Below are 23,841 nucleotides of genomic sequence, written 5' to 3'. Positions count from 1 at the left end.
GATCACACCTCACATTCCGGGCGGCAGCGTCGTCGTATGGATGACGGTCCACACCCGGATACGGAGTCACCTGTGATGTTGCGAATCGTGATCGTTCTGCAGACCCTGGCCCTCTTCGCCGCGCCGATCACCGCGGGCCTGCTGCTCACCACCCCCCACGGGCACACCCTGCACAGCATGTCGTCGTACACGGTGTTCGTCGTGGCCGTCGTGCACGTCGTCGCCGCGGTCCTGGCATGGCGTCCCGGTGGCGGCTCGCCCAAGCCGATCATGCACGCGACCGGCTTCCTGCTGATCGTGTCGGCGCAGGTGGCGCTGGGTCTCGCGGGCGCGACGGCCGTCCACGTCCCCCTGGGCGTGCTGCTGTTCGGCGTCAGCCTCGTGCAGGCCAGCCGGCTGTGGCCGAGGCGTGAGCAGTCCGCCGCGGCTCCCGCCGCCGACGTGCGCACCCCGGCGGCGTCGCGTGGCTGAGCCGACGAACACCCCGTACGACCCGATCATCGCCGAGCGGCGCCAGCTCACCAACCTCGCCTACCGGCTGCTCGGCTCGCTGGCCGACGCGGAGGACGTCGTCCAGGAGACCTACATCCGCTGGTACGCCCTGCCCGAGGACAAACGCGAGGCCATCGGGACTCCGGGCGCCTGGCTGATGAAGGTCGCGGGGCGGATCTGCCTCGACATGCTCGGCTCGGCCCGCGCCAGGCGCGAACGCTACGTGGGGGAGTGGATCCCGGAACCGGTGCCCGCGCCCGCGGAGTGGACAGGGGCGCCGTCCGGCGAGACCGTCGCCGACCCGGCCGACCGCATCACCCTCGACGAGTCGATCAACATGGCCCTGCTCGTCGTGCTCGACTCGATGACCCCGGCGGAACGGGTCGCCTTCATCCTCCACGACGTCTTCCGCTACTCCTTCGCCGAGGTCGCCGACATCGTCGGGCGCAGCGACGCCGCCTGCCGCCAGCTGGCCACTTCGGCGCGGCGGCGGCTGCGCGACGCCCAGGTCGCCTCCTCCGCCCCCACGGCCCGGCGCGCCGCCGTCGTCAGGGACTTCAAGCAGGCATGGGAGGCCAAGAACATCGAGGCGCTCGTCGGCCTGCTCGACCCCGACGCGACCGTGGTCGCCGACGGCGGCGGCCTGGTCAGCGCGGCGCTCCATCCGATCGAGGGGCGCGAGCAGGTGGTGCGTTTCGCGCTCGGGCTGGCCGGCCGCGCACCGGGCCTGACCCTGGTGGAGAGTACGGTCAACGGGCAGCCCGGACTGGTGGCGCAGAACGACGGGGTCACGGTGGCGGTGATCGCCTTCGAGATCACGGACGACCAGGTGACCCGCATGTGGGCCGTCCGCAACCCCGACAAGCTCCGCGCGTGGACCCGGGGAGCCAGGCGGCCGGAGTAGGGCGTTCAGGCGATCTTGACGATCGTCTTGCCCCTGGCGCCGCCCGCGCGGTTGCGGGTGACGGCGGCGGGGGCCTGCTCCAGCGACACCTCGGCGTCGATCCGCACGCCGTACAGCCCCGCGTCGATGAGCGAGGCGAGCGTCTCCAGGAGCGAGGCGCTGGAGGTGTTGGTGAAGTTGACCGCCCTGACGGAGCGCTCCGTCAGGGAGCCCACGTCCGCGACCCCCTGGGTGGTCAGCGCGGCGCCTCCCGGCCTGACGAGGTCGGCGGCGGCCGCGAAGCCCGACGCGTCCTGGACGAGGTCGAAGAGGATGTCGACGCCCTCCGGGTGCAGGGCGCGCACGGAGGCGACCACGGGGCCCGCGAGGTGGTCGACGGTCTCGGCCGCGCCGTACTCCCGCATGAGGGGCGCCATGTCGGCCCCCGCGGTGACGATCACGTGGGCGCCGAGGGTCGAGGCGAACTGCGTGATTCCCTGGCCGACCCCGCCGGTGGCGCCGATGATCAGGACCTTCTGGCCCGCGGTGACGCGGGCGCTGTCCACCAGGTTGTAGGCGGTCATGGAGGCGATCGGGACGGCGGCGGCGTTCGGCAGCGGCAGGGAGCGGGGCGCGAGCGCGACGGAGCCCGCCTTGGTGACGGCGTACTCGGCATAGGAGCCGCCGCCCGAGGCCAGGTCCATGAACTGGCCGTAGACGGCGTCGCCCGGCCGTACGACATCCACCCCTTCGCCCACGGCCTCGACCACTCCTGAGCCGTCGACGCCCATGATCAGCGGGAAGTGGTGGGGCGCGGAGTCCTTGAGCATCCCGTCGGCGACCTTCCAGTCGAACGGGTTGAGCCCGGCGCCGCTGAGCCGTACGAGGACCTGACCGGGGCCAGGGGCGGGCTTCGGCACTTCCATCAGTTCTGGGCTCGCCCCGAAGCGGGACACGGCGACAGCTTTCATGCATCCCATGAAAACAAAGGGGATCCAGCGGCCGGAAAGCCGGGTTGGACCTGGCATTTCATCACCATTAGAGGTAGATCTTTTGCCCGATTTATGGGATTAGTTTGGCAATTGACCGTTTCTTGGCCTACTGTCCATGGAGTCAGGCAGACGCCGAGTCCCGCACCGAGCGGGAGCCGGGGACCCACTTATCTGGGGTGAATCCGACCAGCGAGTCGGTAGGGCATCTCCACGCCCGAACCCGTCAGCTAACCCGGTAGGCGAGATGGAGAGGAACACGCCCGTGCATCACCTTTCAGTCGCAGCGGTATCCGGGAACTGAGTCCCGCCTTTTAACGATCTTTTGCGCCTCGCGTAGCGACCGTCCGGCACAGAGCCCGGCTACGCCCATCTGATCAGGCGCCTTTCCCCATCCCCGCACAAAAGGATTCAGCTTTTCATGGCACCCCGCATTGGCATGCGTACGTTCACCCTGCTCACCTCCGGCGTCCTGGCCGGTCTCATGACCCTCTCGGTCCCCGCTCACGCCGACGTCGAGATGACTCCGGTGGCCAAGCAGGAGCAGAAGCAGATGCTGCTCAAGGGCTCCACCACCGCCTCGTACTACTGGGACGACGGCTCCGGCCGCAACGGCGACACGGGCCTGCCCGCCAGTGGCCACCCCATGCAGAAGGGCCTCGCCGCGAGCCCCAGCTGGCCGCTCATGACCGAGGGCTACGTGATCTACAAGGGCAAGAAGGCGCCGTTCTTCGTCGGCGACCGCGGCCCCGGCACCCCCTCCAACCGCGGCATCATGCTCGACCTGGACGCCAAGACCTTCGCCTACCTGATGGGCGGCAGCTTCAACACCAGCAGCCTGACCGTCAGCGGTGTCGGCGGCCAGGGCCACGCGAAGGTGGAGTACGTCATCACCAAGTGGGGCAACGGTTCCGGCAAGAAGAACCACCCCGTGGCCTTCTCCACCGGCGCCTACGGCCGCAAGGACGGCAACCCGGCCAAGCCGCTGCCGCTGAGCGCCGCGCAGACCGCCGCCAAGGCCGCCGCCGAGGCGGGCAAGAAGGCCGACGCCGCCAAGGCCGCCGCGCCCAAGCCGGCCGAGAAGTCCGACGAGGACACCACCGTCGCCGCGGCTTCGGCCGAGGCGCCCCCGGTGTCGAACATGGCCGCCAAGGAGAACATCGACGGCTCCTCCGACACCAACGCCGCCGGCCTCGTGCTGGTGGGCGGGCTGGCGGTGCTGGGCGGCGGCCTCTTCCTGGGCCGCGACCGCATCAAGAAGCTCGCCAAGCGCTGAGCCTGCACGGACCAAAGGGGACGTCCCGCTGAATCCCCCTTTCAGCGGGCCGTCCCCTTTACCTCGTGCGAACAGAATGACATTCTGTTCGCGTGACCATGAGCGCGAAAGCCAATGGCCTGGAACTGGCCTACGACAGCTTCGGCACCCCCGGCGACCGCCCGCTCCTGCTCATCATGGGACTCGGCTCCCAGATGATCATGTGGGACGAGGCCTTCTGCGAGCTGCTGGCCGAGCAGGGCCACCACGTGGTGCGCTTCGACAACCGCGACGTGGGCCTGTCGACCCACCTGCACGAAGCGGGCGTCCCCGATCTGGGCGCCGCGCTCTCGGGCAACGCGCAGTCGCCGTACCTGCTCGCCGACATGGCGCTCGACACCGTCGGCCTGCTCGACGCGCTGGGCTGGCCCGCCGCCCACGTGGTGGGCGTCTCGATGGGCGGCATGATCGCCCAGGAGCTCACGATCAACCACCCCGACCGCGTGCTCTCCCTCACCTCGATCATGTCCACGCCCGGCAAGGCGGGACCGCCCACCCCCGAGGCGAGCGCCGCGCTGTTCTCCCCGCCGGCCCCCGACCGCGCCACCGCCGTCGACCGCGCGCTCGCCGTCTGGTCGGTGATCGGATCGCCCGGCTACGAGCCGGACCGCGAACGCATCGTCAAGCTATCCGGCCTCGCCTACGACCGCGCCTACGACCCGGCCGGCACCACCCGCCAGCTCGTGGCCATCCTGGCCTCCGGCGACAGGACCGAGCGCCTCGCCGAGGTGGACAAGCCCACCCTCGTCCTCCACGGCGAGGCCGATCCGCTGATCCAGGTGGACGGCGGCAAGGCCACCGCCGCCGCCGTCCCGGGAGCGCGGCTGATCACCTTCCCCGGCATGGGCCATGACCTGCCGCGCCCGCTCTGGGAGCGGTTCGTCACGGAGATCACCCGGCTGACCCGCGGATAGGTCAGACCTCGAGCTTCTCCTCGATCACCTTCAGCTGGTGACGGGCGAGGGCCAGGTTGGCACGGCCGCGGTCGAGGGCCAGGTAGAGGAACAGGCCCTTGCCCCCGCGGCCGGTCATCGGCCGGATGATGTGGTAGTGCGTCGACAGCGTGATGAGGATGTCCTCGATGGCGTCCTTGAGGCCGAGGGTGTCCATCGTTCGCATCTTGGCCTTGACGACCTCGGTGTTGCCGGCGGCCGCGACCTGCAGGTCCAGCTCCTTCGAGCCGCCCAGCACGCCGAGAGCCATGCCGCTGCCGTAGTCGACCACGCACGCTCCCAGTGCGCCGTCGATGGCCATCATCTCCTTGAGGGAGACGTCCATGCTTGCCATCACTTTCCTCCAGATTCGGATGCGATGGCGGCCAGCTTCGCCGCCGTCTTCCTGCCCTCCAGCCGCAGCAGCCCGAGATTGGCCCCGGGCTCGGCGACGACTGCGAGGACGATCGTGGGGCCCGCCGCGTAGAACGCGGCGAAGCCTGCGCTCCCGGAGACCACCGTCTCCTCGAGAGCGCCCTTTCCGATGAGGCTGAGCATGCGCCTGCTGAGCGCGAGCAGGGCCGAGGAGAGCGCGGCGGTCTGCTCGGCGCTCTGGAAGCCCGACTCGCAGGCCAGCACCAGGCCGTCGACCGAGCAGGCGATGCCGCTGCCTATGCCAGGAGTGCGCTCGCGCAGGAGGATGAGCTCCTTCAGCACCTCTTCGCGCAGCTCCATCGATGGTCTCCTTCTGAAGGGGAGGAACCTCACGCCAGCTCCTCCAACGCCTTCCTGAGCCGTAGCAGCACATCCAGGTCGGTCGGGACGTGGGGCTCGGCGGGCAGATCCGTCCGCACCCGCCTGGGCAGGGACGCGGCCCGCTGGACCTCGTGCACCAGCAGCCCGGCCGCCGCCAGTTGCCGTACGGCGAGCAGCACCTTGGCCGCCGGGCGCCCCAGCTGCCTGGCCAGCGTCAGCGGTGTCGCCTCGCCGTCGGCGTTCAGGAGCACCTCCCACTGGAGGGAGGTGATCATCACCCTGTCGCCAGGCAGCCGCCGTACCGGGACGACCGGTGCGGCGTCGAGCTCCGCCGAAGACCAGGCCCGCTCCAACTCCGCTCGCCTCCTGCCGGACTCTCTGATCAGCGTGGACACCTCGAAGAACCACTGCGGTCCCAGCCAGTGCTCGGCGTCGGGCACGAACTTGGGCCGCGGGCTCTTGACGGGTAACAGGAAGAAGGCGGCGTCGAGCGTCGCCGTCAACGCGCAGTACTGCAGCTCGGCCTTGCTCAGCACGCCGTCGTCGACCAGGCGCTGCCCGCCGTCCTTCTGCGCGCTGCGCAGCTCGACCTCGCTGACGCGCCCGCCGGCGGTCAGGATCTCCTCGAACCGGATCGCGCTCGCGCACTCCATGAAGGTCACCCGGCCCCCGGCCAGGTAGACCGCGCCCTGGCGGCCGACCCGGAGCACGCCGGAGGCACCTTCCATGGCCAGACCGGTCAGCAGGCTGTCGAGGGCGGGCATCGATTACAGGTCCAGCCGCGAGGAGATCGCGTGCAGGAGGTGCCTGGCCAGGGCCAGGTTGGATCGCTCCAGGTCCAGATGGAGGTAGATGACCAGGGGGCCGTCGAATCGGGTCTCCAGCGGCCGGAACAGGTGATAGCCCTGGTCGCTGACGACGATCATGTCTTCTATGCGTACGGTGCCGCCCGCCGATGATTGGGCGATGCCGTCGGTCATGACACGTAAGGTCTCGCTCAACGCGGCCGCGGAGTACTCGGGATCGGTGCCAGAACCACCGGCGGCCACGGCCATGCCGCTGTTGTGGTCCAAGACGAGCGCGTCTATGGCGCCGGGGATCGCCATCACCTCGGTGAGGCAGTCATCAAGTCCAAGCACCGGGTCAGCGTAGGAGTGACCGGTGTGATCCTTCTGGGCCGTGGGGACAGAAGCTACGCGATGGATAAGGTACTTCTCCCCGGATAGAAGGAAATATCCACCGCGTGGAAGCTATTCCTGAATAAGGGCCTTCTCGTCCGGCTTGTGGACCAGCACGTTGTCCACATAGGACTTGACCGCTTCATCCAGGCCGACGTCGCCGCCGTTCGCCTCCGACAGGTACCAGCGGTGATCGAGCACCTCGTGGAAGAGCTGGGCGGAATCGAGCTTCCTGCGCAGTTCCGCCGGTATCGCGGTGATCGTCGGCTGGAACACCTCCGCCAGCCAGCGGTGCGCCACCACGGCCTCGTCCTCGTGCCGCAGACCCTGGGCCACGCGGAAGCCGTCCAGGTCGTTGAGCAGCCGCCTGGCCTGGTTCTCCTCGGTGTCGAGGCCCGTCAGGCGCAGCAGGCGGCGCTGGTGGTGCCCGGCGTCGACGACCTTGGGCCGCACGATCAGCCGCCCGGTGCCGACCTTGCGGCGCACCATCATCTCCGCCACGTCGAAGCCGAGCAGGTTCAGTCGGCGGATCCGCTGCTCCACCTTGTGCCAGTCGACCTCTTCGATGATCTCGTCGTTCGTCAGCTCGCCCCACAGCCGGTGGTAGCGGTTGACGATGTCGTCGGCGGTCTGCTCGGGATCGATCTCCTTGTGCAGCAACCCGCCCGCCTCCAGATCGAGCATCTCGCCGAAGATGTTCATGTGGGCGATCTCGATGTCGTGCAGGCGCTGGCCCTCGCTGATCATCGGGTGTTCCTCGCCGGTCTCGGCGTCGACCAGGTAGGCCGCGAAGGCGCCCGCGTCCCGGCGGAACAGCGTGTTCGACAGCGAGCAGTCGCCCCAGTAGAAGCCCACCAGGTGCAGGCGGACCAGCAGGACGGCCAGCGCGTCGAGCAGCCTGGTGAGGGTGTCGGGGCGCAGCGTGCCCGACATGACCGCGCGGTACGGCAGGCTGAACTGCAGGTGCCTGGTGATCAGGGCGGCATCGAGGCCCTCGTCGCGTCCCGTCACGTACGCGACCGGCTCCACGGCGGGGGCGTCGAGCCTGGCCAGATCCCACAGCAGGCCGTACTCCCGCTTGGCGAAACGTTCGCTGATCTCCTTGATCGCGTACACCGTGCCGCCCACCCTGGCGAACCGCACGACGTGCCGCGAGATGCCGCGCGGCAGATCCACGAGATGGTGGTCGGGCCATTCGGCCAAGGGCAGGTGCCACGGCAGGCGGATCAGGTCGGGTTCACCCAGCGCGCCGGTGATCTGGAGGGCCATTACATCAGGATATTGTGCAAAAGTGGACGAGTTTCTCACCTGGTACTTCTCTCGCAACCCCATCTCCGCAACCCTGCTGGGCGCCGAAGGTCACTCCCACACCCTGGGTGACTACTCCGCCGAAGGCCTGACCGCCTACGAGCGCGAGCAGGCTGGCTGGCTGGAGCGCCTGACGGCCGTCGAAGGCGGCACCCTCGACGACCGGATCGACCGCGGCCTCGTCATGTCGCACCTGCGTGGCGACCTCGCCCTGTCGAGCTGGCCCTGGTGGCGCCGCGACCCCACGGCCTACCTCGGTGGGATCTTCTCCTCGCTCTTCGTGCCCTTCCAGCGAGCGCTGCAGCCCCAGGCCGTCCTCGTCGACGCAGCCGTCGCCCAGCTCGCCGAGATCCCCGCCGTGCTGGCCGCCTGCCGTACCAACCTCGATCCCGAGCTGGCCGCCGACCTGTACATCAAGCGCGCCCTCGGCCAGGCACGCACCGGCCGCGGCCTCGTCACCTCGACCATCCCCGCGATGATCACCTCCGACGACCAGCGCGCCCGCTTCCTCAAGGCCGCAGAACCCGCCGCCGACGCCTTCGACTCCTTCGTCGCCTTCCTCGAAGGCTTCGAAGCGCGCGGAACATGGCGCATGGGCGAGAAGCTCTACTCCACGCTCCTCCTGGAGAAGGAGATGCTCGGGTACGGCGCCGCCGAACTGCACGCCAAGGGCCGCGAACAGGTCGCCCTCCTCGACGGCGAGATGCGCGAGGTCTCCCAGCGCTACAACGGCTCACCCGACTGGCACGCCGCACTCAACGCCCTCGCCGACGACCACCCGCCCACCCTCGAGGCCATGCGGGCCGAATACGACGCCGAAACCCAGCGCGCCCGCGCATGGGTGCGCGCCAACGACCTCGTCACCTTCGCCGAAGGGGAGGAGTGCCACGTGCTCCCCTCGGCCGAATACAACCGGCCCATCCTCGCCGTCGCCCACTACGTCTCGCCGCCGCCGCTCACCAGCTCACGCACCGGGTACTTCTTCGTGCCCTACACACCCGACGGCTTCACACCCGAGCAGGTACGGCAGCGCCTGCGCACCAACGCCAGGGCCATGATGCCCTCCGTCGCCGTCCACGAGGCCTACCCCGGCCACCACTGGCACCTGTCGTACATGGCAGGCAACCCGCGCACCGTGCGCAAGGTCTTCCGCACGCCGTACTTCACCGAGGGCTGGGCCCTGTACGTCGAGAAGATGGCGCACGAGCACGGCTACTTCGACACCGCGGCCACCGAACTCGGCTACCTCGACGCCCGCATCTTCCGCGCCGCCCGCATCGTCGTCGACACCGCGCTGCACTGCGAGGACATGTCCGTCGAGGAGGCCGAGTCGTACATGCTCGCCCACTCCGGGCTGACCGAGGAGACGGCCAAGGGCGAGGTCAACCGGTACTGCGCGTGGCCCACCCAGGCGCCGTCGTACCTCACGGGGGCACTGGAGATCGAGCGCATCCGCGGCGCGTTCAACGGCTCGCTCAAGGAGTTCCACGACCGCATCGCCGGCTCCGGCGGCCTCCCCCTCGGCCTCGCCGAACAGGCGGCGCTCGCCTAAGCGGCCTTTCTTCCCCCACCCTCCCGCCCCCGGTCCCGCTCGGGCCGGGGGCCTCCGGCAGTGCCCGTCCGTTCGCGCGGGGCCTCAACGTCCTTCGGAACGCGACGTCCACAGGGCCGAAAGAGCAGGCAGGCGAAGCCCTCGCCCAGGCCCAGCCGTTTGCGGTGGCGGAACCCGCGAAGGCCGTCGTCTCGCACGGTCTGAGCGGACGATCTCCCGCGTCGTTCTCCCGGGGCGCGTCGGCCTTGCATTGGCCGCCATCGCGGTAGCGGGCGTAGGGGTCCCCCGAGAGCTGTCTGGCCAGTTCGCCGAGGACGGAGGTCTCGATCAGCGCGCCGACCGTGAGGTGTGCCGCCGGCGCGGGGTCGGTGACGGCCCTGGTGGTGCGGTTCGCGCTCGCGGACCAGGCCGGCTGCCGAAGATCACACCTGCGATCTGCCGGAAGATCCGCCTGCGATCTGCCGAACCCCGTCAAGCCCACCGCAGTGCCTCGCGCAGGTTGTGTTCGGCGATTCCCCTCATCGTCTCCCGGTCCGGGAAGTCCCCGTCCAGCAGCCGCAGCGGTCCCGCCACCAGTGACAGCCGCATCGCCAGCGTGTACAGCTCCATCCGCCCCCCGTCCAGCCCCTCCACCTCCAGCGAGCCGTACCGGTCGCCGAAGCGCAGGCGGAGGAACACGTGCTCCCACTCGACGTCGAAGTACATGAGCCCCTCGATGTCGATCAGCGCCGGCTCGCCTTGCGAGTCCAGCAGCACGTGGTCGGGTCCCAGTTCCCCGTGGATGAGCCGGTGGTCGGTGCGGGGCCGGACGGCGGTGGTGAGGGTGTGGAGGCGTGTCCGCAGCGAGTCGTGGGCGGCGCGCATCCGGGGGTCGCGGGCGGCGGCTTCGGTGAGGTCGTCGAGGGCGCGGGTGAGGACGGTTTCGGGGCAGGTCAGGGCGGTGGGCCGGGTGAGTCTGCCGGGTTCGGGGCGGTGGTCGGCGTGCAGCTTGGCGAGGGTCTCGCGCAGGCGGGCGAGGGCGGGCTCGGCCCGGGCGGGGTCGGCCCGGGCGGGGTCGGTTTCCATGAGGGCTTCGAGGGTGCCGCCCGGGAGGTCTTCCACCAGGGCCACGTGTGCGTCGGGGAAGACGTCGAGCAGGCGCGGGCACCGTACGCCGAGGGTGGTGAGGCGGTGGTGGGCGGCGAGGAAGAGGTCGAGGGCGGAGGCGTGGTCGAAGGGGCCGTCGCCGGGAGTGGCGGCCGGCCAGTAGTCCTCGGCGGCGTCCCAGCGGTAGGCGATCAGCGTCGTGCCCGAGTCGAGCGTGAGGCGGTAGACGCCCTTCTTGCTGCCGCCGCGCAGGCGGGTGGTCTGGACGATGCCGGGGACGAAGGGGGTGAAAAGATCCACGCGGGAGTCTTGCACGATCCGCGCGGTCAGCGGCGCGGGAAGTGGGGCGGGTTGAGCGACCGCTCGACCACGGCGGCCAGCTGGTCGTCGGTCAGCACGGTCGGCTTGCCGATGGACAGCCCGCGCACGTAGACCTCGCAGAGCCACTCCAGCAGCCGGTTGGACTCGAAGGCCTGCTCCATCGTGGCCCCCACCGTCACGCCGCCGTGGTTGGCCATGAGCGCCGCGCTCTTGCCCTCCATCGCGGCCTTCACGTTGGCGGCCAGCTCGTCGGTGCCGTAGCAGGCGTAGTCGGCGACCAGGACCTCGCCGCCCAGCTGCAGCGCGTTGTAGTGCACGGGCGGCAGCGAGCTGTGGGTGGTGGCGACCACGGTGGCGAAGGTGGAGTGGGTGTGGCAGACGGCCTGCGCGAAGGTGGTGCGGTAGATCGCCAGGTGCATCGGCGTCTCGGATGACGGCTGCAGCTCGCCTTCCACCAGATGTCCGTCGATGTCCACGATGGGGCACATCTCCGGCTCCAGCCGGTCGAGGGCGACCCCGGCCGGGGTGACCGCCACCAGGTCGCCGGAACGAACGCTGAGATTTCCCGAGGTGCCGAGCACCAGGCCGAGCTCGACCGCTCGCCTGCCGTACTCCACCAGAACGTCACGCATCATGGGGCAAGCCTCTCAAGAGCGGCGAGCATCAGGCGACGGGCGTCGTCGGCCGCCAGCCGTGTCGGGTAGAGCAGCAGGTGCAGGCTGAGCCCGTCGACCAGGGCGAGCAGGTGCTCGGTGGTGTCGTCGAGGTCGGCGTCCGCCCGGACCTCTCCGGCGTCGGCCGCGCGCGCCAGCAGGGCTCGTACGGCGGAGCGCAGGTCGTCGGCCTCGGCCCGCTGGACGGCGGCCAGGTCGGGGGAGGCCAGGCTGCGGCTCCAGAAGCTCACCTCCAGCCGGGTCTCGCCGTCGCGCTCGGCGTCGAGGGGCAGGTTGTCGAGCAGGACCTCGCGCAGCGCGGCCAGGCCTTCGAGGCCGGCGACCTTCGACAGGATGCGGTCGCGGATGCGGGCATGCGACTGGCGCAGGGCCGACAGCAGGATGGTGTCCTTGTCGGTGAAGTAGTGCGACAGGACGCCGTTGGACAGCCCCGCTTCGCGGGCGATGGCGCGGGAGGTCGCGGCGTCGATGCCGTCGCGGAGGATCACGCGGGTGGCGGCGGTGACGACGTCGCGTCGTCGTTCGTCGTGGTCCACGATCTTTGGCATGCGAACAGTGTATTGACTTTTTAGTCGGACGAGCGACTATATTCCGCTTATGACCGTCGTCACAGTTGGCGTGCACATCGTGGACATCCTGACCAGGCCGGTGTCGCACATTCCCGAAGGTCAGGACACGGTCCTGGTCGACCAGATCCGCCTGACCGCCGCGGGCTCCGCGGCGGGCACCGCGGTCGATCTGGTACGGCTGGGCCACGAGGTCGTCTCGCTGGGCGCGATCGGCGACGACGAGCTCGGCGACTTCCTCCTCATGATCATGTCCAGGCACGGCGTCGACGTCTCCGGGCTGCGCCGCCGTACGGGGGAGCAGACCTCCGCCTCGATCCTGCCGATCAGGCCCGACGGCGGGCGGCCCAGCTTCCACGTGCCCGGCGCCAACCTGAGCGTCACCTTCGCCGACCTGGACCCCGAGGTGATCCGATCGGCGAAGGCCGTCCACCTGGGCGGCATGGACGTCACCTTCGGCCTGGGCGACCCGGCCTTCTTCGCCCTGCTCGACGAGGTCAGGGCCGGCGGCACGATCGTGACCATGGACCTGCTGTCGGAGATGCCCGACCTGCTGCAGATGGCCAAGGCCTTCCTGCCGCACGTCGACTACGTCCTGCCCAACGAGGAGCAGGCCAAGATCATGGCCGGCGTCGACGACGCCGAGCAGGCCGCCGCCCTGCTGGGACCGAACGTGATCGTCACGCTCGGCGGCCGGGGCAGCCTGGTGAACGGCGAGATCGTCCCGGCCCTGCCGGTCGAGGTGAGCGACACGACCGGCTGCGGCGACGCCTACTGCGCCGGGTTCATCACCGGCCTGCTGCGCGGCGACGACGTTCTCGAGGCGGCCCGCCTGGGCACCGCCGCCGCCGCGCAGGTGGCGACGGGGCTCGGCTCGGACGCCGGCGATCTGGAGGGACTGAAGTGAGAGACAACGAACTGCGCGAGCGAGCGGCCAGGGTCGTCCCCGGCGGCATGTACGGGCACCTGAACGCGGCCATCTTCGCCCCCGGCTACCCGCAGTTCTTCGAGAGCGGCAGCGGGTGCCGGCAGACCGACGTCAACGGCAAGGAGTACATCGACTTCATGTGCTCCTGGGGCCCGATCGTGCTGGGCCACCGCCACCCCAAGGTCGAGGAGGCGGCCCAGCGGCAGCTCGCCAAGGGCGACACGCTCAACGGCCCGGGGCCGATCATGGTGGAGCTGGCCGAGCTGCTGGTCGACACGGTGCCGAGCGCCGACTGGGCGATGTTCTCCAAGAACGGCACCGACGCCACCACCCAGGCGCTCATGGTCGCCCGCGCGGCCACCGGGCGCCACAAGGTGCTCATGGCACACGGCGCCTACCACGGGGCCGACCCGTGGTGCACGCCGTCGATGATGGGCGTCACCCCGAACCAGCGGGCCGACATGATCGAGTTCGCCTACAACTCGCTGGAGTCGCTGGAGGCCGTCGCCGCCGAGCACGACGGCGAGGTGGCCGCGATCATCGTGACTCCCTTCAAACACGACTCCTTCGAGGACCAGGAGCTCGTCGAGCCGGAGTTCGCCCGCGGCGCCCGCGCCCTGGCCGACCGGATCGGGGCGGCGCTGGTCATCGACGACGTGCGGGCGGGCTTCCGCATCGACCTGCGCGGCTCGTGGGAGCCGTACGGCGTGCGCCCCGACCTGACGGCCTGGTCCAAGGCGATGGCGAACGGCTACCCGATCGCCGCGGTCACCGGCACGGACGCGCTCAGGAACGCCGCCCAGACGCTCTACTCGACCGGCTCCTTCTGGTTCTCGGCCGTCGCGATGGCCGCGGCCAAGGCCACCATCGAGACCCTGCGCGACGAGAACGGCATCAAGCAGATGGAGCTGGCCGGAACCCGCCTGAGGGACGGCCTGGCCCGCCAGGCGCTCGCGCACGGCTTCACCGTGAACCAGACGGGCCCGGTGACCATCCCGTGGCTGAGCTTCGAGGGCGACGCCGATCTGTCGAGAGCGCTGTACTGGAGCGACGCCTGCCTGCGCAACGGCGTCTACATCCATCCGTGGCACAACTGGTTCCTTTCGGCCGCCCACACCGAGGCCGACGTGGACGAGGCGCTGGAGGGCACCGACCGCGCCTTCGCCGAGACGCGCGCCCATTTCGGCTGACATCGGCGCTCACGTGAGCCCGCCGGTTCTGTCAGGAACCGGCGGGCTCGCTGTCGTCCGGATCACAAGAGGGCACCGGTAGGTCACGTCTCTATTGCGGCCTCTTGACGCTGCTCGGGGTCCCTCCGTACGTTGCGGGCAAACGATTAGGAAACTTTCCTATTTGATCCAGATCTACGGGAGCCCGCATGTCCCACCCGGGAGAGATCACTCGGCGCGATCTGCTGCGCCGGATCGGCCTGACCGCTGTCGTCGTCGGCCCCGGCGCGGGCCTGCTGTCCGCCTGCGCCACCGGCGGCGGCACTGCCGCATCACCCTCCGCTTCCGCCCCCGCGCCCGCCACCAGCGCCGCCTTCGACCCGAAGAACCCCTTCGCCGTCGACGCGAAGAAGGGCCTCGAGGTCGTCATCTTCACCGGCGGCTTCAAGGACGACTACGCCACGGGCCTGCACCAGCCCATGTACACCAAGGCCCACGCGGGTGCGACGATCAAGCACACCGGCACCCAGAACGTCGGCACCATGCTGCGCCCGCGCTTCCTGTCCGGTGAGGTTCCCGACGTCGTCAACAACTCCGGCCCCGAGGCCATGGACGTGGCCGCTCTGGCCGCCGAGGGTCACGTCGCCGAGCTCACGGCCCTGTGGGACGCTCCCTCCTTCGACGACCCGAGCAAGAAGGTCCGCGACATGGTCACCCCGGCCGCGCTCGAGGAGGGCAAGCTCAACGGCAAGGACATGACGCTCAACTACGTCGTGTCGCAGCGCGCCCTCTGGTACAACGCCAAGCTCTTCGAGGAGAAGGGCTGGACCCTCCCGCAGACCATGGAGGAGTTCAAGGCGCTGGGCGACAAGGCCAAGGCCGAGGGCATCCACCTGTTCGCCTACCCGGGCCAGAAGGGCCCGTACTACATGCTGTGGAACATGCTGTACACCGCGGCGAAGATCGGCGGCAACAAGGCGATCATCGACATCGACAACCTGGTCGACAACGCCTGGAAGTCCGACGCGATGAAGGCCTCCGTCACCGCGTGGCACGAGATCTTCACCAAGTACAGCGACAAGTCCTACCTGGGCCTCGACCACACCCAGACCCAGGTCAAGCACCTGCAGAACAAGTTCCTGTTCTACCCGACCGGCTCCTGGCTGGAGGGCGAGATGGCCAAGGACAAGCCGGAGACCTTCGAGTACGCCATCGCCCCCTTCCCCAGCGTCACCGCCAGCGACGCCATGCCGTACGGCGCGATCCAGGTCGGCTCCGGCGAGGTCTTCTTCGCCACCGCCAAGGGCCAGAACCCGCAGGGCGCGCTGGAGTACCTGCGCATCATGCTCTCCAAGGAGGGCGCGAAGGGCTTCGTCGAGAAGACCGGCAGCCTCACCATCGTCAACGGCTCCGCGGACGGCGTCGAGCTGCCCCCGGGCCTGGCCTCCGCGGCCAAGGCGACCGACACCGCCGGCCCGAACGTCATCACCAGCGCCCGCTTCGAGGGCTGGTACAAGGAGCTGTTCGACTACGCCTGGGCGCAGCAGAACATCCTCATGGGCGGCCGCATGACCGTCGAGGAGTACCTGGACAAGGTCCAGAAGAAGGCCGACGACGTCAAGGCCGACTCCTCGATCGCCAAGCAGACCCGGGACGCGTAACTGACAATGGAGCGGCTACGCAAGTACGGATTCGTCATCGGGTTCCTCATCGTCCCGGTGACCCTCTACGTGGTGTTCGTGATCAGCCCGTACATCCAGGCTTTCCAGCTGTCGCTGACGAGCTGGAACGGCTACCAGGCGGTGCCGAACTTCGTCGGACTGGAGAACTTCACCAGGCTCTTCAAGGACGAGGTCTTCTGGAACGCGCTGCGGACCCACGGGATCGTCCTGCTCGTGATGCCGCTCGTGGTGCTCGCCCTCGCGCTGGTCTTCTCCTTCCTGCTCAACCTGGGAGGAGGCTCGCGCGGGGCGGGCATGCGGGGCGTGACGGGCTCGACCTTCTACAAGGTCGTGTTCTTCGCGCCCCAGGTGCTCGCCGTCGCCATCGTCGGTGTGCTGTGGAAGGCGATCTACCGGCCCGACGAGGCCGGTGTGATCAACGGCGTCGTCATGAAGCTGGGCGGCGAGCCGATCGGGTGGATGAGCGACCCGGACCTGGCGCTGTGGTCGCTGATCGCGGTCATGTGCTGGCAGGCGGTCGGCTTCTACGTGGTGCTGTTCTCGGCGGGCATGTCGGCCATCCCGAAGGACTACTTCGAGGCCGCGGCCCTCGACGGCGCCGGGCGGTTCACGCTGTTCTTCCGCATCACCCTGCCGCTGCTGCGCGACACGCTCCAGGTCGGCTGGGTCTACCTGGGCATCGCGGCCTTCGACTGCTTCGCCCTGGTGAACGTGCTGACGCTGGACGCGGGCGGCCCTGACGGCGTCACGACCGTGCTGCCGGTGGAGATCTTCAAGACCGCCTTCACCTACAGCAAGGTGGGGTACGCCTCCGCGATGGGCGTCGCCCTGTTCTTCCTGACGATCACCTTCGCGGTGCTGACCCTCCGCGTCACGCGGCGAGAGAAGATCGAGCTCTGAGATGAGAAGAAATCGCAATCCTTTCGGAGCCCTGTCGCACTTCGCCCTCATCGTCTGGGCTCTGCTGATCATCCTGCCGCTGCTCTGGACGTTCCTGGCGGCCTTCAAGAACAACACCGAGATCTTCGGTGACGCGCTCCAGCTGCCCGGCGAGATCCGCTGGGACAACTGGGTGCGGGCGTGGGAGAAGGCCCAGGTCGGGCGGTACATGATCAACACCGTGATCGTGGTGTTCTTCGGCACCCTGGGCACGATGTTGTTCGGCTCCATGGCCGCCTACGTGCTGGCGCGCTACAAGTTCATCGGCAGCAAGCTCATCTACCTGCTGTTCGTCTCGGGCATGGCCTTCCCGGTCTTCCTGGCGATCACCCCGCTGTTCTTCGTGGTCAAGCAGGTCGGGCTGCACGACTCCCTCTTCGGCCTGATCGTCGTGTACATCGCGTACTCGATGCCGTTCACGGTCTTCTTCCTGGCGGCGTTCTTCCGCACGCTGCCGGAGGCGATCGCCGAGGCCGCGAAGATCGACGGTGCTTCGCACACCCGCACGTTCTTCCAGGTCATGCTGCCGATGGCCAAGCCCGGCCTGGTCAGCATCACGATCTTCAACGTGCTCGGCCAGTGGAACCAGTACCTGCTGCCGCTGGCGCTGATCACCGACCGCGACAAGTACGTGATCACCCAGGGCATCGCCGACATCTCGACGATCGCGGGCTACGAGGCCGACTGGCCGGCCCTGTTCGCCGCGATGAACCTGGCGATCCTGCCGGTGCTGATCGTCTACATCATCTTCCAGCGCCAGATCCAGTCGGGCCTGGGAGCGGGAGCGGTTAAATAGGGTCCATGTGGACCCAGCATGACAACGAGATCCGGCGCACCATCGAGGCGCCGGATTTCCTCACCGCCATCAGGATCGTCGACGAGATCGCGGTCGAGGCCGAACGCCTCAACCACCATCCCGACATCGACATCCGCTGGCGCAAGCTCCATCTCGTCCTGACGACGCACGACGCGGGCGGGCTCACCGACCTCGACCACCAGCTGGCCGAGATCATTGACGGCATCGCCGCCAAACACGGGGCGTAATCACTAGTGTGGGCAGGGTGACAATCAAGCCCCTGCCCGCCCTGGTTCTCGTCCTGCTCGCCGCCGGTTGCGCGCAGCAGGTCGCCCACAGCACCCCCTCGCCGTCGGCGCAGAGCGGGGTGCGCATCTCCGGCGCCGGCGAGCTGGTCGTCTACGACCGCGCGCTCGCCCCCGCCGGGGCCCGGGCCAGCGCCACCGTCGACTCCGCCGCCGGCGGCACGCTGTCCTCGCTCAACGTCGAGGGCTTCCTGCCCGGCCGCGTCTACGGCGCCCACCTGCACACCAACGCCTGCGGCGCCGAGCCGGACGACGCCGGACCCCACTTCCAGCACGACCACGGCCAGGTCACCAAGGACAGCGAGGTCTGGCTCGACATGAAGACCGACGCGGAGGGCGCCGGTCGGGCCGGCGCCCGCCACGGCTGGGCGCTGGCGCCGGGCCACGCTCCCAGGTCGCTGGTCGTGCACGCCGAGCCCACCAAGGCCGACGGTACGGCAGGGGCCAGAGTCGCCTGCCTCACCCTGGAATAAGCACGCCATAAGGGTGCTTACACGCTTACGTGGCAAGCATTCTTCTCCCCCCACGCCTGCGACTGCTCGAATCCGGCCAGCGTCGCGCCACCTGGCTGGAGCTCTTCTACGACCTCGCCTTCGTCGTGGCGGTCGCCGAGCTCGCGGGCACCCTCGCCGACCACCAGGTCGGCGTGTTCGCCGGATTGTTCGTCCCCGTCTGGTGGGCCTGGGCCGGCTACGTCTTCTACGCCAACCGGTTCGACACCGACGACCTCAGCAGCCGCCTGATCGGGCTCGCGCAGATCCCCGCCATCGCGCTCATGGCGGCCAGCCTGAGCGATCCGGCCGGCCGCTCCACCCTGTTCGCCCTGGCCTACGTGGCCGCCCGGGTCCTGCTGATCGCCGCGTACCTGCGGGTGGCCAGGCACATCCCGCAGGCCAGGCCGCTGGCGCTGCGCTACGTCGCGGGCTTCTCCGCCGCGGCGGCGTTGTGGCTGCTCTCCCCGCTGGTGCCCGAATCGGCGCGCTATCCGCTGTGGGCCGTGGCCGTACTGGTCGACCTGGCGACGCCGTTCCTGGCCCGCAAGTACCAGGCGGCCATCCCGCCGCAGCACGAGCACCTGCCCGAGCGCTTCGGCCTGTTCGTCGTGATCGTGCTCGGCGAGGTGGTCGCCGCCATCGTCGCCGGGCTCAAGCAGCAGCCGGAGGACTTCCCGATCGCCCTGGCCGGGATCGCCGTGGCCGCGGCCTTCTGGTGGGCCTACTTCGGCCGCCTCAACGAGGAGGTGGTCGGCCGCACCCGGCTGGCCGGCCAGGTCTGGGTCTACGCCCACCTGCCGCTCTCGCTCGCCCTGGTCGCCTTCGGCGTCGGGGTCGAGCAGCTCATCGTGCACCCCGGCGCCTGGGCGACCGGGCTGACCGGCGTCTCGGCGGCCGGTGCCGCCGCCCTGCTCTGGACCGTGAGGAAGCTGTGAACGAACTGCTCGCCCGCCAGATCGCCGCCATCGAGGGCGGCGACCTCGAAGGACTGCTGCGGCAGTACCACCCCGACGCGGTGGTCACCCGCCTGGACCTGGTCGCCCGCGGCCGGGAGGAGATCCGCGCCCTGTTCGCCGCCTACCTGGCCAAGGCCCCCAAGCTCGAAGAGCTCGGGGGCCTGCAGGAGGCGGGTGACACCCTCCTGTATCGAGCCACCATGGTGGTCGACGGCCAGAGGTTCACCACCTTCGGCACCTTCGTGCTGAACGACGGCCTCATCTGGCGTCAGACCGCGGTCGCCCTACCGGCCTAGCGACTGGTACTTCCGTACGGCCAGCGGCAGGAAGACCAGCGTGATCAGCGCCGGCCACGTCACGGCCATCAGCATCGCGTTCTGCTCGATCCACGACCCGCCCAGCGGGACCGGGTTGCCGAACAGCTCGCGGACCGCGTTGGCCGTGGACGAGACCGGGTTCCACATCGCGATCGCCCCCAGCCAGTCGGGCATGAGCGAGGGCGGGGTGAAGACGCTGGAGATCATGCCGAAGGGGAAGGCCAGGGCGAACAGGTTGCCCGCCGCCTCCTGGTTCTTCACCTTCAGCCCGATCCAGACGCCGATCCAGATCAGCGCGAACCTCAGCCACAGCAGCAGGCCGAAGGCGAACAACGTCGCCGCGAGCCCGCCGTCGGACCGCCAGCCGATCGCCAGCGCGATCAGCGCCAGGACCACCAGGTCCAGGGCGGCGTGGATGAGGTCGGAGACGCCCCGTCCCGTGACGACCGCGGACGGGGCCATCGGCATCGAGCGGAACCGGTCGATGAAGCCCTTCTCCTTGTAGATCGCCACCGACATCGCGGTGTTCATGAACCCGAAGGCCATGGTCATCGCGAACATGCCGGGCATCGCGAAGGAGGTGAAGTCGGCGCCTCCTCCGATGTCCATCGCGCTGCCGAAGACGAAAACGAACAGCAGCACCATCACGATCGGCGAGCCGAGCTGCCAGGCGATCAGGGAGGGCTGGCGGACCAGGTGCGTCAGCTCCTGCTGCACGATGGTCTGGTAGTCGCTCAGCGCCCAGCGAATCTGGCTCATACGGTCACCTTCTCGGTCAGCTTGAGGAACGCCTCGTCCAGGGTGGGGCGGCGCACCCCGATGTCCTCCACGTCCAATCCCTTCTCCTGCAGGTCGCGGGCGACCGTGGTGAGCGAGCCCACCCGGTCGGTGACCGCCGCGTGCACTCGCAGCTCCTCCACCACCGGCTCGCCCACCCGGGCGACCACCGATGCGATCGCGTCGACGTCGTCGGGGCGCAGCGCCACCACCTCGACGCGGTCGCCGCCGATGGCCCGCTTGACCCCGGCGGGGGTGTCGTCGGCGATGGCCCTGCCGTGGTCGATGACGACGATCCGGTCGGAGAGCTGGTCGGCCTCGTCCAAATAGTGCGTGGTCAGCAGGACGGTCGTGCCCTGGGCGGTCAGCGACCTGACGGCGTCCCACACCTCCATGCGGCCACGCGGATCCAGGCCGGTGGTCGGCTCGTCGAGGAAGAGCACGTCGGGCGCGAGGATCATGCTGGCCGCCAGGTCGAGCCGCCGTCGCATGCCGCCGCTGAAGGTCTGCGGCGCCTTGCCGGCGACGTCGCCCAGCCCGAACTGCGCCAGCAACTCGTCGGCCCGCTGGCGGGCGGCGGACTTGCCGATGTGGAAGAGCTTGCCGAACATCACCAGGTTCTCGCGGGCGGTCAGCACGTCGTCGATCGCCATCGACTGGCCGGTCAGGCCGATGCGCTGCCGTACCTGGCGGGCGTTGGAGCGCACGTCGAGCCCGGCCACCCTGGCCGTTCCCGAGTCGAAGTGCAGCAAGGTGGCCAGAATGCGCACGCTCGTGGTCTTGCCGGCGCCGTTGGGGCCGAGCAGCCCGAGGACGCTGCCCGGGGCCACCGCGAGGTCGAGGCCGTCGAGGGCCACCTTGTCGCCGTAGCGCTTGCGCAGTCCTTCGGCGTAGATCGAGTAATCCATGGGCATCCTTATCTGTGTACGTTGTACCCAGATAATAGCGTACTTCGTACTCAGATAGAATGGGCAACTGTGACGACCGAACACGTGGGCGGTGGGGCAGACCCCGCGAAGATCCTTCGGCTGCTGTGGCGCGCCGGCGAAGACGAGGTCAAGCCGGGACCTCGGCCCAAGTTCACGCTGGACGACGTCATCGTCGCCGGAATCGCGGTCGCCGACCGCGAGGGCCTTCCCGGGCTGACCATGCGCGCCGTCGCCGACGAGCTCGGCGTGGGCACCATGTCGCTCTACCGCTACGTGCCCGGCAAGGGCGAGCTGGTCGACCTCATGGTCGACAAGCTCAACTCTCCGGGCAACTTCTCCGGGTGGCAGCGGGGGGAATGGCGGGCCGCGATGGAGGACCTGGCCGAGGGCACCTGGCTGCTCGCCACGGAACATCCCTGGCTGCTGCAGGTCAACCAGTCACGCCCGCTGCTCGGGCCGAGCGCCATGGAGGGCGTCGAGCTCATCCTGGGAGCCTTCGAGGGGCTCGGGTTGAAGGACCGCGAGAAGGTCGCCATCCTGGCCGCGGTCGGCCAGTTCGTCAGCGGCTGCGCTCGCGAGGCCGTCCTGGCCCAGGAGTCGGCCGCCCAGACGGGCGTGTCCGACGAGGAGTTCTGGAAGGCCCAGGAGCCCTACATGATCAGGGCGATCGGCGAGGGCCGCTTCCCGACGCTGGGCACGCTCGACGACGACGCCTGGTCCACACCGCCGGTCGAGATCATGCGCATGGGCCTGAAGGCGCTGCTCGACGGCTTCGAACTGGGCATGAGAAAGCGCGGGACGGCGTGATGCCGCCCCGCGCTCGCGTCTGTCGTCAGTGGCCCGCCGGGATCGAGCCGAAGCGGCCCGACTGGTAGTCCTCGAAGGCCTGCACCAGCTCGGCCCGCGTGTTCATCACGAACGGCCCGTAGTGAGCCACCGGCTCTCCGATGGGCTGTCCGCCGAGGATGATCACCTCGAGCCCCTGCTTGCCCGACGCGGTGACCGTGATGGTCTCCGCCTCGGTGGCCAGCCCTGGACGGTTGCCGAAGCCCTCGAACACGGCCAGCTGTCCCGCGGACAGCGCGGCCTTGTCGCGCCCCGCCGTACCCTTGCCCGACAGCACGTAGGCCAGCGCGTTGAAGTCCTTGCGCCACGGCATCGTGAGCTCGGCGCCGGGCGAGACCGAGGCGTGGATGAGCGTGATCGGGGTGAACGTGGAGCCGGGCCCGTTGAAGCCCGCGACGTCGCCCGCGATCAGCCGCACCAGCGCGCCGCCGTCGTGGCTGCTGAGCAGCTTGACGTTGTCGCGCCCGATGTCCTGGTACTTCGGGTCGAGCATCTTGTCCTTGGCGGGCAGGTTCACCCAGAGCTGGATGCCGTGGAAGAGGCCGCCCTGCGTGACGAGCCACTCGGGCGGCGTCTCGATGTGGAGGATGCCGGAGCCGGCGGTCATCCACTGGGTGTCGCCGTTGGTGATGGTGCCGCCGCCGCCGTGCGAGTCGGAGTGCTCGAAGACCCCGTCGATCATGTACGTGACGGTCTCGAAGCCGCGGTGCGGGTGCCAGGGCGTGCCCTTGGGCTCGCCAGGCGCGTAGTCGACCTCACCCATCTGGTCCATCATGATGAACGGGTCGAGGTAGGACGGCTTGATGGTGGCCAGTGCCTTGCGCACGGGGAATCCCTCGCCCTCGAATCCGCTGGGAGCGGTCTCGACGGCGAGCACCTTGCGGCCGGTCCCCAGGTCTTCTGGGATGCGCGGCAGGGCCAGGACGTTGTCGACGGTTACGGCGGGCATCTCGTGGTCTCCCTTCCGGGGGACACAACCAAGTTTATATTTCAACTATTCCGTGAGCCGGGACATCATGCGTTCCATCCCGTTGACCCAATTGTCGCGCAGGGCCGCCGTGGCCGCGGGCAGGTCCCCCTGCTCAAGTGCCTCGGCGATGCGGCAGTGCTCGGCGGCCTCGCGTTCCAGAGGCGCGTCGTCGCCCGCCTGCAGGTGCGCGTAGCGGCGCATGCCCGCCTTGACGCTGGTGAGGAGATCGAGCAGCCGCTCGTTGGGGCAGCCGCTGAGCAGCAGGTCGTGCCACTCGTCGTCGTGGCGCTCGATCTCCTGCTGCTCGGCGACCTGGTCGGGGAAGTCGCGGGCCAGGCGTAGCAGCTTGGGGCCGAGCCTGCGCAGGTAGTCGGGGTCGGACAGCTGCAGGGCGAGCGACTCCAGCGCGCCCACGATCTCGCACAGCTCGCGGAACTCCTTGCGGCTGACCGGCGCGAAGCGGAAGCCGCGGCCCTGGTTGCTCTCCAGCACGCCCTCGCCGGCCAGCGTGATGAGGGCCTCGCGCAGGGGAGTGCGGCTGACGCCCAGCTCGGAGGCGAGAGCGACCTCGTTGATGTCGGTGCCTGCGGCGAAGTCGCCCCGGTCCAGCTTGCGCAGCAGCTCGTCGCGGATCTGCTCGCGCAACGGTCGTCGCTCGATCGGCATGCCCTCACCTTACTG

The 23,841-nt window shown here is 69.3% G+C and carries 28 protein-coding genes and 1 riboswitch; of the genes, 15 read left to right on the top strand and 13 right to left on the bottom strand.

What is annotated here, in order from left to right; genetic code table 11:
* Positions 1 to 87: 87 nt before the first annotated feature.
* Positions 88 to 471 carry a hypothetical protein gene (locus tag ACIBH1_RS14800; protein ID WP_397314246.1) on the top strand — a complete coding sequence of 128 codons (384 nt, stop codon included), beginning with the start codon at positions 88 to 90 and terminating at the stop codon, positions 469 to 471.
* Entirely contained in the window at positions 464 to 1,396 is a 933-nt protein-coding gene (gene sigJ, locus ACIBH1_RS14795) for an RNA polymerase sigma factor SigJ (protein ID WP_397314245.1), read from the top strand. The genes ACIBH1_RS14800 and sigJ overlap by 8 nt, the downstream gene beginning before the upstream one ends.
* Positions 1,397 to 1,401: 5 nt before the next feature.
* Here sigJ and ACIBH1_RS14790 read toward each other — a convergent pair whose 3' ends face one another.
* Positions 1,402 to 2,346: an NADP-dependent oxidoreductase gene (locus ACIBH1_RS14790; protein WP_397314244.1), complete on the bottom strand. Its 945-nt coding sequence runs from the start codon at positions 2,344 to 2,346 to the stop codon at positions 1,402 to 1,404.
* A 141-nt stretch (positions 2,347 to 2,487) separates the two neighbouring features.
* A riboswitch (cyclic di-AMP (ydaO/yuaA leader) is annotated at positions 2,488 to 2,624 on the top strand.
* Positions 2,625 to 2,785: 161 nt separating this feature from the next.
* On the opposite strand from ACIBH1_RS14790, the gene ACIBH1_RS14785 reads away from it, so the two are divergent.
* Complete coding sequence (locus ACIBH1_RS14785) at positions 2,786 to 3,640, top strand: hypothetical protein (protein ID WP_397314243.1); 855 nt, start codon at positions 2,786 to 2,788, stop codon at positions 3,638 to 3,640.
* A gap of 98 nt (positions 3,641 to 3,738) precedes the next feature.
* On the top strand, positions 3,739 to 4,593 hold the full coding sequence (locus ACIBH1_RS14780) for an alpha/beta fold hydrolase (protein WP_397314670.1): 855 nt from the start codon (positions 3,739 to 3,741) through the stop codon (positions 4,591 to 4,593).
* 1 nt (position 4,594) lies between these two features.
* On the opposite strand, the gene ACIBH1_RS14775 is transcribed toward ACIBH1_RS14780, so the two are convergent.
* From ACIBH1_RS14775 to ACIBH1_RS14755, 5 genes are all read right to left on the bottom strand, one after another.
* Positions 4,595 to 4,966 (bottom strand): hypothetical protein, encoded by a 372-nt coding sequence (locus tag ACIBH1_RS14775; protein ID WP_397314242.1) that lies wholly within the window; start codon positions 4,964 to 4,966, stop codon positions 4,595 to 4,597.
* On the bottom strand, positions 4,966 to 5,346 hold the full coding sequence (locus ACIBH1_RS14770; protein WP_181612471.1) for a roadblock/LC7 domain-containing protein: 381 nt from the start codon (positions 5,344 to 5,346) through the stop codon (positions 4,966 to 4,968). The genes ACIBH1_RS14775 and ACIBH1_RS14770 overlap by 1 nt, the downstream gene beginning before the upstream one ends.
* 29 nt (positions 5,347 to 5,375) lie before the next feature.
* Positions 5,376 to 6,131, bottom strand: coding sequence for a hypothetical protein (locus ACIBH1_RS14765; RefSeq protein WP_397314241.1), 756 nt, complete (start codon positions 6,129 to 6,131; stop codon positions 5,376 to 5,378).
* 3 nt (positions 6,132 to 6,134) lie between these two features.
* Positions 6,135 to 6,506 carry a roadblock/LC7 domain-containing protein gene (locus ACIBH1_RS14760; protein ID WP_397314240.1) on the bottom strand — a complete coding sequence of 124 codons (372 nt, stop codon included), beginning with the start codon at positions 6,504 to 6,506 and terminating at the stop codon, positions 6,135 to 6,137.
* A gap of 111 nt (positions 6,507 to 6,617) precedes the next feature.
* Positions 6,618 to 7,814, bottom strand: coding sequence for a DUF4032 domain-containing protein (locus tag ACIBH1_RS14755; RefSeq protein WP_397314239.1), 1,197 nt, complete (start codon positions 7,812 to 7,814; stop codon positions 6,618 to 6,620).
* A gap of 22 nt (positions 7,815 to 7,836) precedes the next feature.
* On the opposite strand from ACIBH1_RS14755, the gene ACIBH1_RS14750 reads away from it, so the two are divergent.
* Positions 7,837 to 9,405 (top strand): DUF885 domain-containing protein, encoded by a 1,569-nt coding sequence (locus tag ACIBH1_RS14750; protein ID WP_397314238.1) that lies wholly within the window; start codon positions 7,837 to 7,839, stop codon positions 9,403 to 9,405.
* 471 nt (positions 9,406 to 9,876) lie between these two features.
* Here ACIBH1_RS14750 and ACIBH1_RS14745 read toward each other — a convergent pair whose 3' ends face one another.
* From ACIBH1_RS14745 to ACIBH1_RS14735, 3 genes are read right to left on the bottom strand one after another with little or no spacing between them, the layout of a single operon-like run.
* Positions 9,877 to 10,791 carry an aminoglycoside phosphotransferase family protein gene (locus ACIBH1_RS14745; RefSeq protein WP_397314237.1) on the bottom strand — a complete coding sequence of 305 codons (915 nt, stop codon included), beginning with the start codon at positions 10,789 to 10,791 and terminating at the stop codon, positions 9,877 to 9,879.
* Positions 10,792 to 10,817: 26 nt separating this feature from the next.
* Positions 10,818 to 11,447, bottom strand: a complete 630-nt coding sequence (locus tag ACIBH1_RS14740; protein WP_397314236.1) for a class II aldolase/adducin family protein — start codon at positions 11,445 to 11,447, stop codon at positions 10,818 to 10,820.
* The gene (locus ACIBH1_RS14735) at positions 11,444 to 12,034 is read right to left on the bottom strand and encodes a TetR/AcrR family transcriptional regulator (protein WP_397314235.1); all 591 of its coding nucleotides are present in this window, start codon (positions 12,032 to 12,034) and stop codon (positions 11,444 to 11,446) included. The genes ACIBH1_RS14740 and ACIBH1_RS14735 overlap by 4 nt, the downstream gene beginning before the upstream one ends.
* A 49-nt stretch (positions 12,035 to 12,083) precedes the next feature.
* Between ACIBH1_RS14735 and ACIBH1_RS14730 the strand changes: the two genes are divergently transcribed.
* The 9 genes from ACIBH1_RS14730 to ACIBH1_RS14690 all read left to right on the top strand — a co-directional run bounded on the left by ACIBH1_RS14730 (position 12,084) and on the right by ACIBH1_RS14690 (position 19,617).
* Positions 12,084 to 12,959, top strand: a complete 876-nt coding sequence (locus tag ACIBH1_RS14730) for a carbohydrate kinase family protein (RefSeq protein ID WP_397314234.1) — start codon at positions 12,084 to 12,086, stop codon at positions 12,957 to 12,959.
* A complete protein-coding gene (locus ACIBH1_RS14725) occupies positions 12,956 to 14,170 on the top strand; it encodes an aminotransferase class III-fold pyridoxal phosphate-dependent enzyme (protein WP_397314233.1) in 1,215 nt (404 codons plus the stop codon). Before ACIBH1_RS14730 ends, ACIBH1_RS14725 begins: the two co-directional genes overlap by 4 nt.
* A 188-nt stretch (positions 14,171 to 14,358) precedes the next feature.
* Complete coding sequence (gene ngcE, locus ACIBH1_RS14720) at positions 14,359 to 15,810, top strand: N-acetylglucosamine/diacetylchitobiose ABC transporter substrate-binding protein (RefSeq protein WP_397314232.1); 1,452 nt, start codon at positions 14,359 to 14,361, stop codon at positions 15,808 to 15,810.
* Positions 15,811 to 15,816: 6 nt separating this feature from the next.
* Positions 15,817 to 16,731, top strand: coding sequence for a carbohydrate ABC transporter permease (locus ACIBH1_RS14715; protein WP_181612460.1), 915 nt, complete (start codon positions 15,817 to 15,819; stop codon positions 16,729 to 16,731).
* Between the two features lies 1 nt (position 16,732).
* Positions 16,733 to 17,566 (top strand): carbohydrate ABC transporter permease, encoded by an 834-nt coding sequence (locus ACIBH1_RS14710; protein WP_397314230.1) that lies wholly within the window; start codon positions 16,733 to 16,735, stop codon positions 17,564 to 17,566.
* Positions 17,567 to 17,571: 5 nt separating this feature from the next.
* A complete protein-coding gene (locus ACIBH1_RS14705; RefSeq protein ID WP_397314229.1) occupies positions 17,572 to 17,814 on the top strand; it encodes a 4a-hydroxytetrahydrobiopterin dehydratase in 243 nt (80 codons plus the stop codon).
* Between the two features lie 17 nt (positions 17,815 to 17,831).
* Positions 17,832 to 18,344, top strand: coding sequence for a hypothetical protein (locus ACIBH1_RS14700; protein ID WP_397314227.1), 513 nt, complete (start codon positions 17,832 to 17,834; stop codon positions 18,342 to 18,344).
* Between the two features lie 29 nt (positions 18,345 to 18,373).
* Entirely contained in the window at positions 18,374 to 19,300 is a 927-nt protein-coding gene (locus tag ACIBH1_RS14695; protein WP_397314226.1) for a low temperature requirement protein A, read from the top strand.
* Positions 19,297 to 19,617, top strand: a complete 321-nt coding sequence (locus ACIBH1_RS14690; RefSeq protein WP_397314225.1) for a nuclear transport factor 2 family protein — start codon at positions 19,297 to 19,299, stop codon at positions 19,615 to 19,617. The genes ACIBH1_RS14695 and ACIBH1_RS14690 overlap by 4 nt, the downstream gene beginning before the upstream one ends.
* Here the strand turns inward: ACIBH1_RS14690 and ACIBH1_RS14685 are convergent.
* Positions 19,606 to 20,397 (bottom strand): ABC transporter permease, encoded by a 792-nt coding sequence (locus ACIBH1_RS14685; protein ID WP_397314224.1) that lies wholly within the window; start codon positions 20,395 to 20,397, stop codon positions 19,606 to 19,608. The genes ACIBH1_RS14690 and ACIBH1_RS14685 overlap by 12 nt on opposite strands.
* Entirely contained in the window at positions 20,394 to 21,323 is a 930-nt protein-coding gene (locus ACIBH1_RS14680) for an ATP-binding cassette domain-containing protein (protein ID WP_397314222.1), read from the bottom strand. The genes ACIBH1_RS14685 and ACIBH1_RS14680 overlap by 4 nt, the downstream gene beginning before the upstream one ends.
* 69 nt (positions 21,324 to 21,392) lie before the next feature.
* On the opposite strand from ACIBH1_RS14680, the gene ACIBH1_RS14675 reads away from it, so the two are divergent.
* The gene (locus ACIBH1_RS14675) at positions 21,393 to 22,151 is read left to right on the top strand and encodes a TetR/AcrR family transcriptional regulator (protein ID WP_397314221.1); all 759 of its coding nucleotides are present in this window, start codon (positions 21,393 to 21,395) and stop codon (positions 22,149 to 22,151) included.
* Between the two features lie 25 nt (positions 22,152 to 22,176).
* Here the strand turns inward: ACIBH1_RS14675 and ACIBH1_RS14670 are convergent, their stop codons facing one another.
* Together ACIBH1_RS14670 and ACIBH1_RS14665 are read right to left on the bottom strand one after the other, a co-directional pair.
* Positions 22,177 to 23,139, bottom strand: a complete 963-nt coding sequence (locus tag ACIBH1_RS14670) for a pirin family protein (RefSeq protein WP_397314220.1) — start codon at positions 23,137 to 23,139, stop codon at positions 22,177 to 22,179.
* Between the two features lie 45 nt (positions 23,140 to 23,184).
* Entirely contained in the window at positions 23,185 to 23,826 is a 642-nt protein-coding gene (locus tag ACIBH1_RS14665) for a GntR family transcriptional regulator (protein ID WP_397314219.1), read from the bottom strand.
* Between the last annotated feature and the right edge of the window lie 15 nt (positions 23,827 to 23,841).

The sequence above is a fragment of the Nonomuraea sp. NPDC050663 genome, assembly GCF_044456985.1.
In the GTDB taxonomy this organism is placed as follows: Bacteria; Actinomycetota; Actinomycetes; order Streptosporangiales; family Streptosporangiaceae; genus Nonomuraea.
This window is presented reverse-complemented; position numbering and strand designations above follow the sequence as displayed.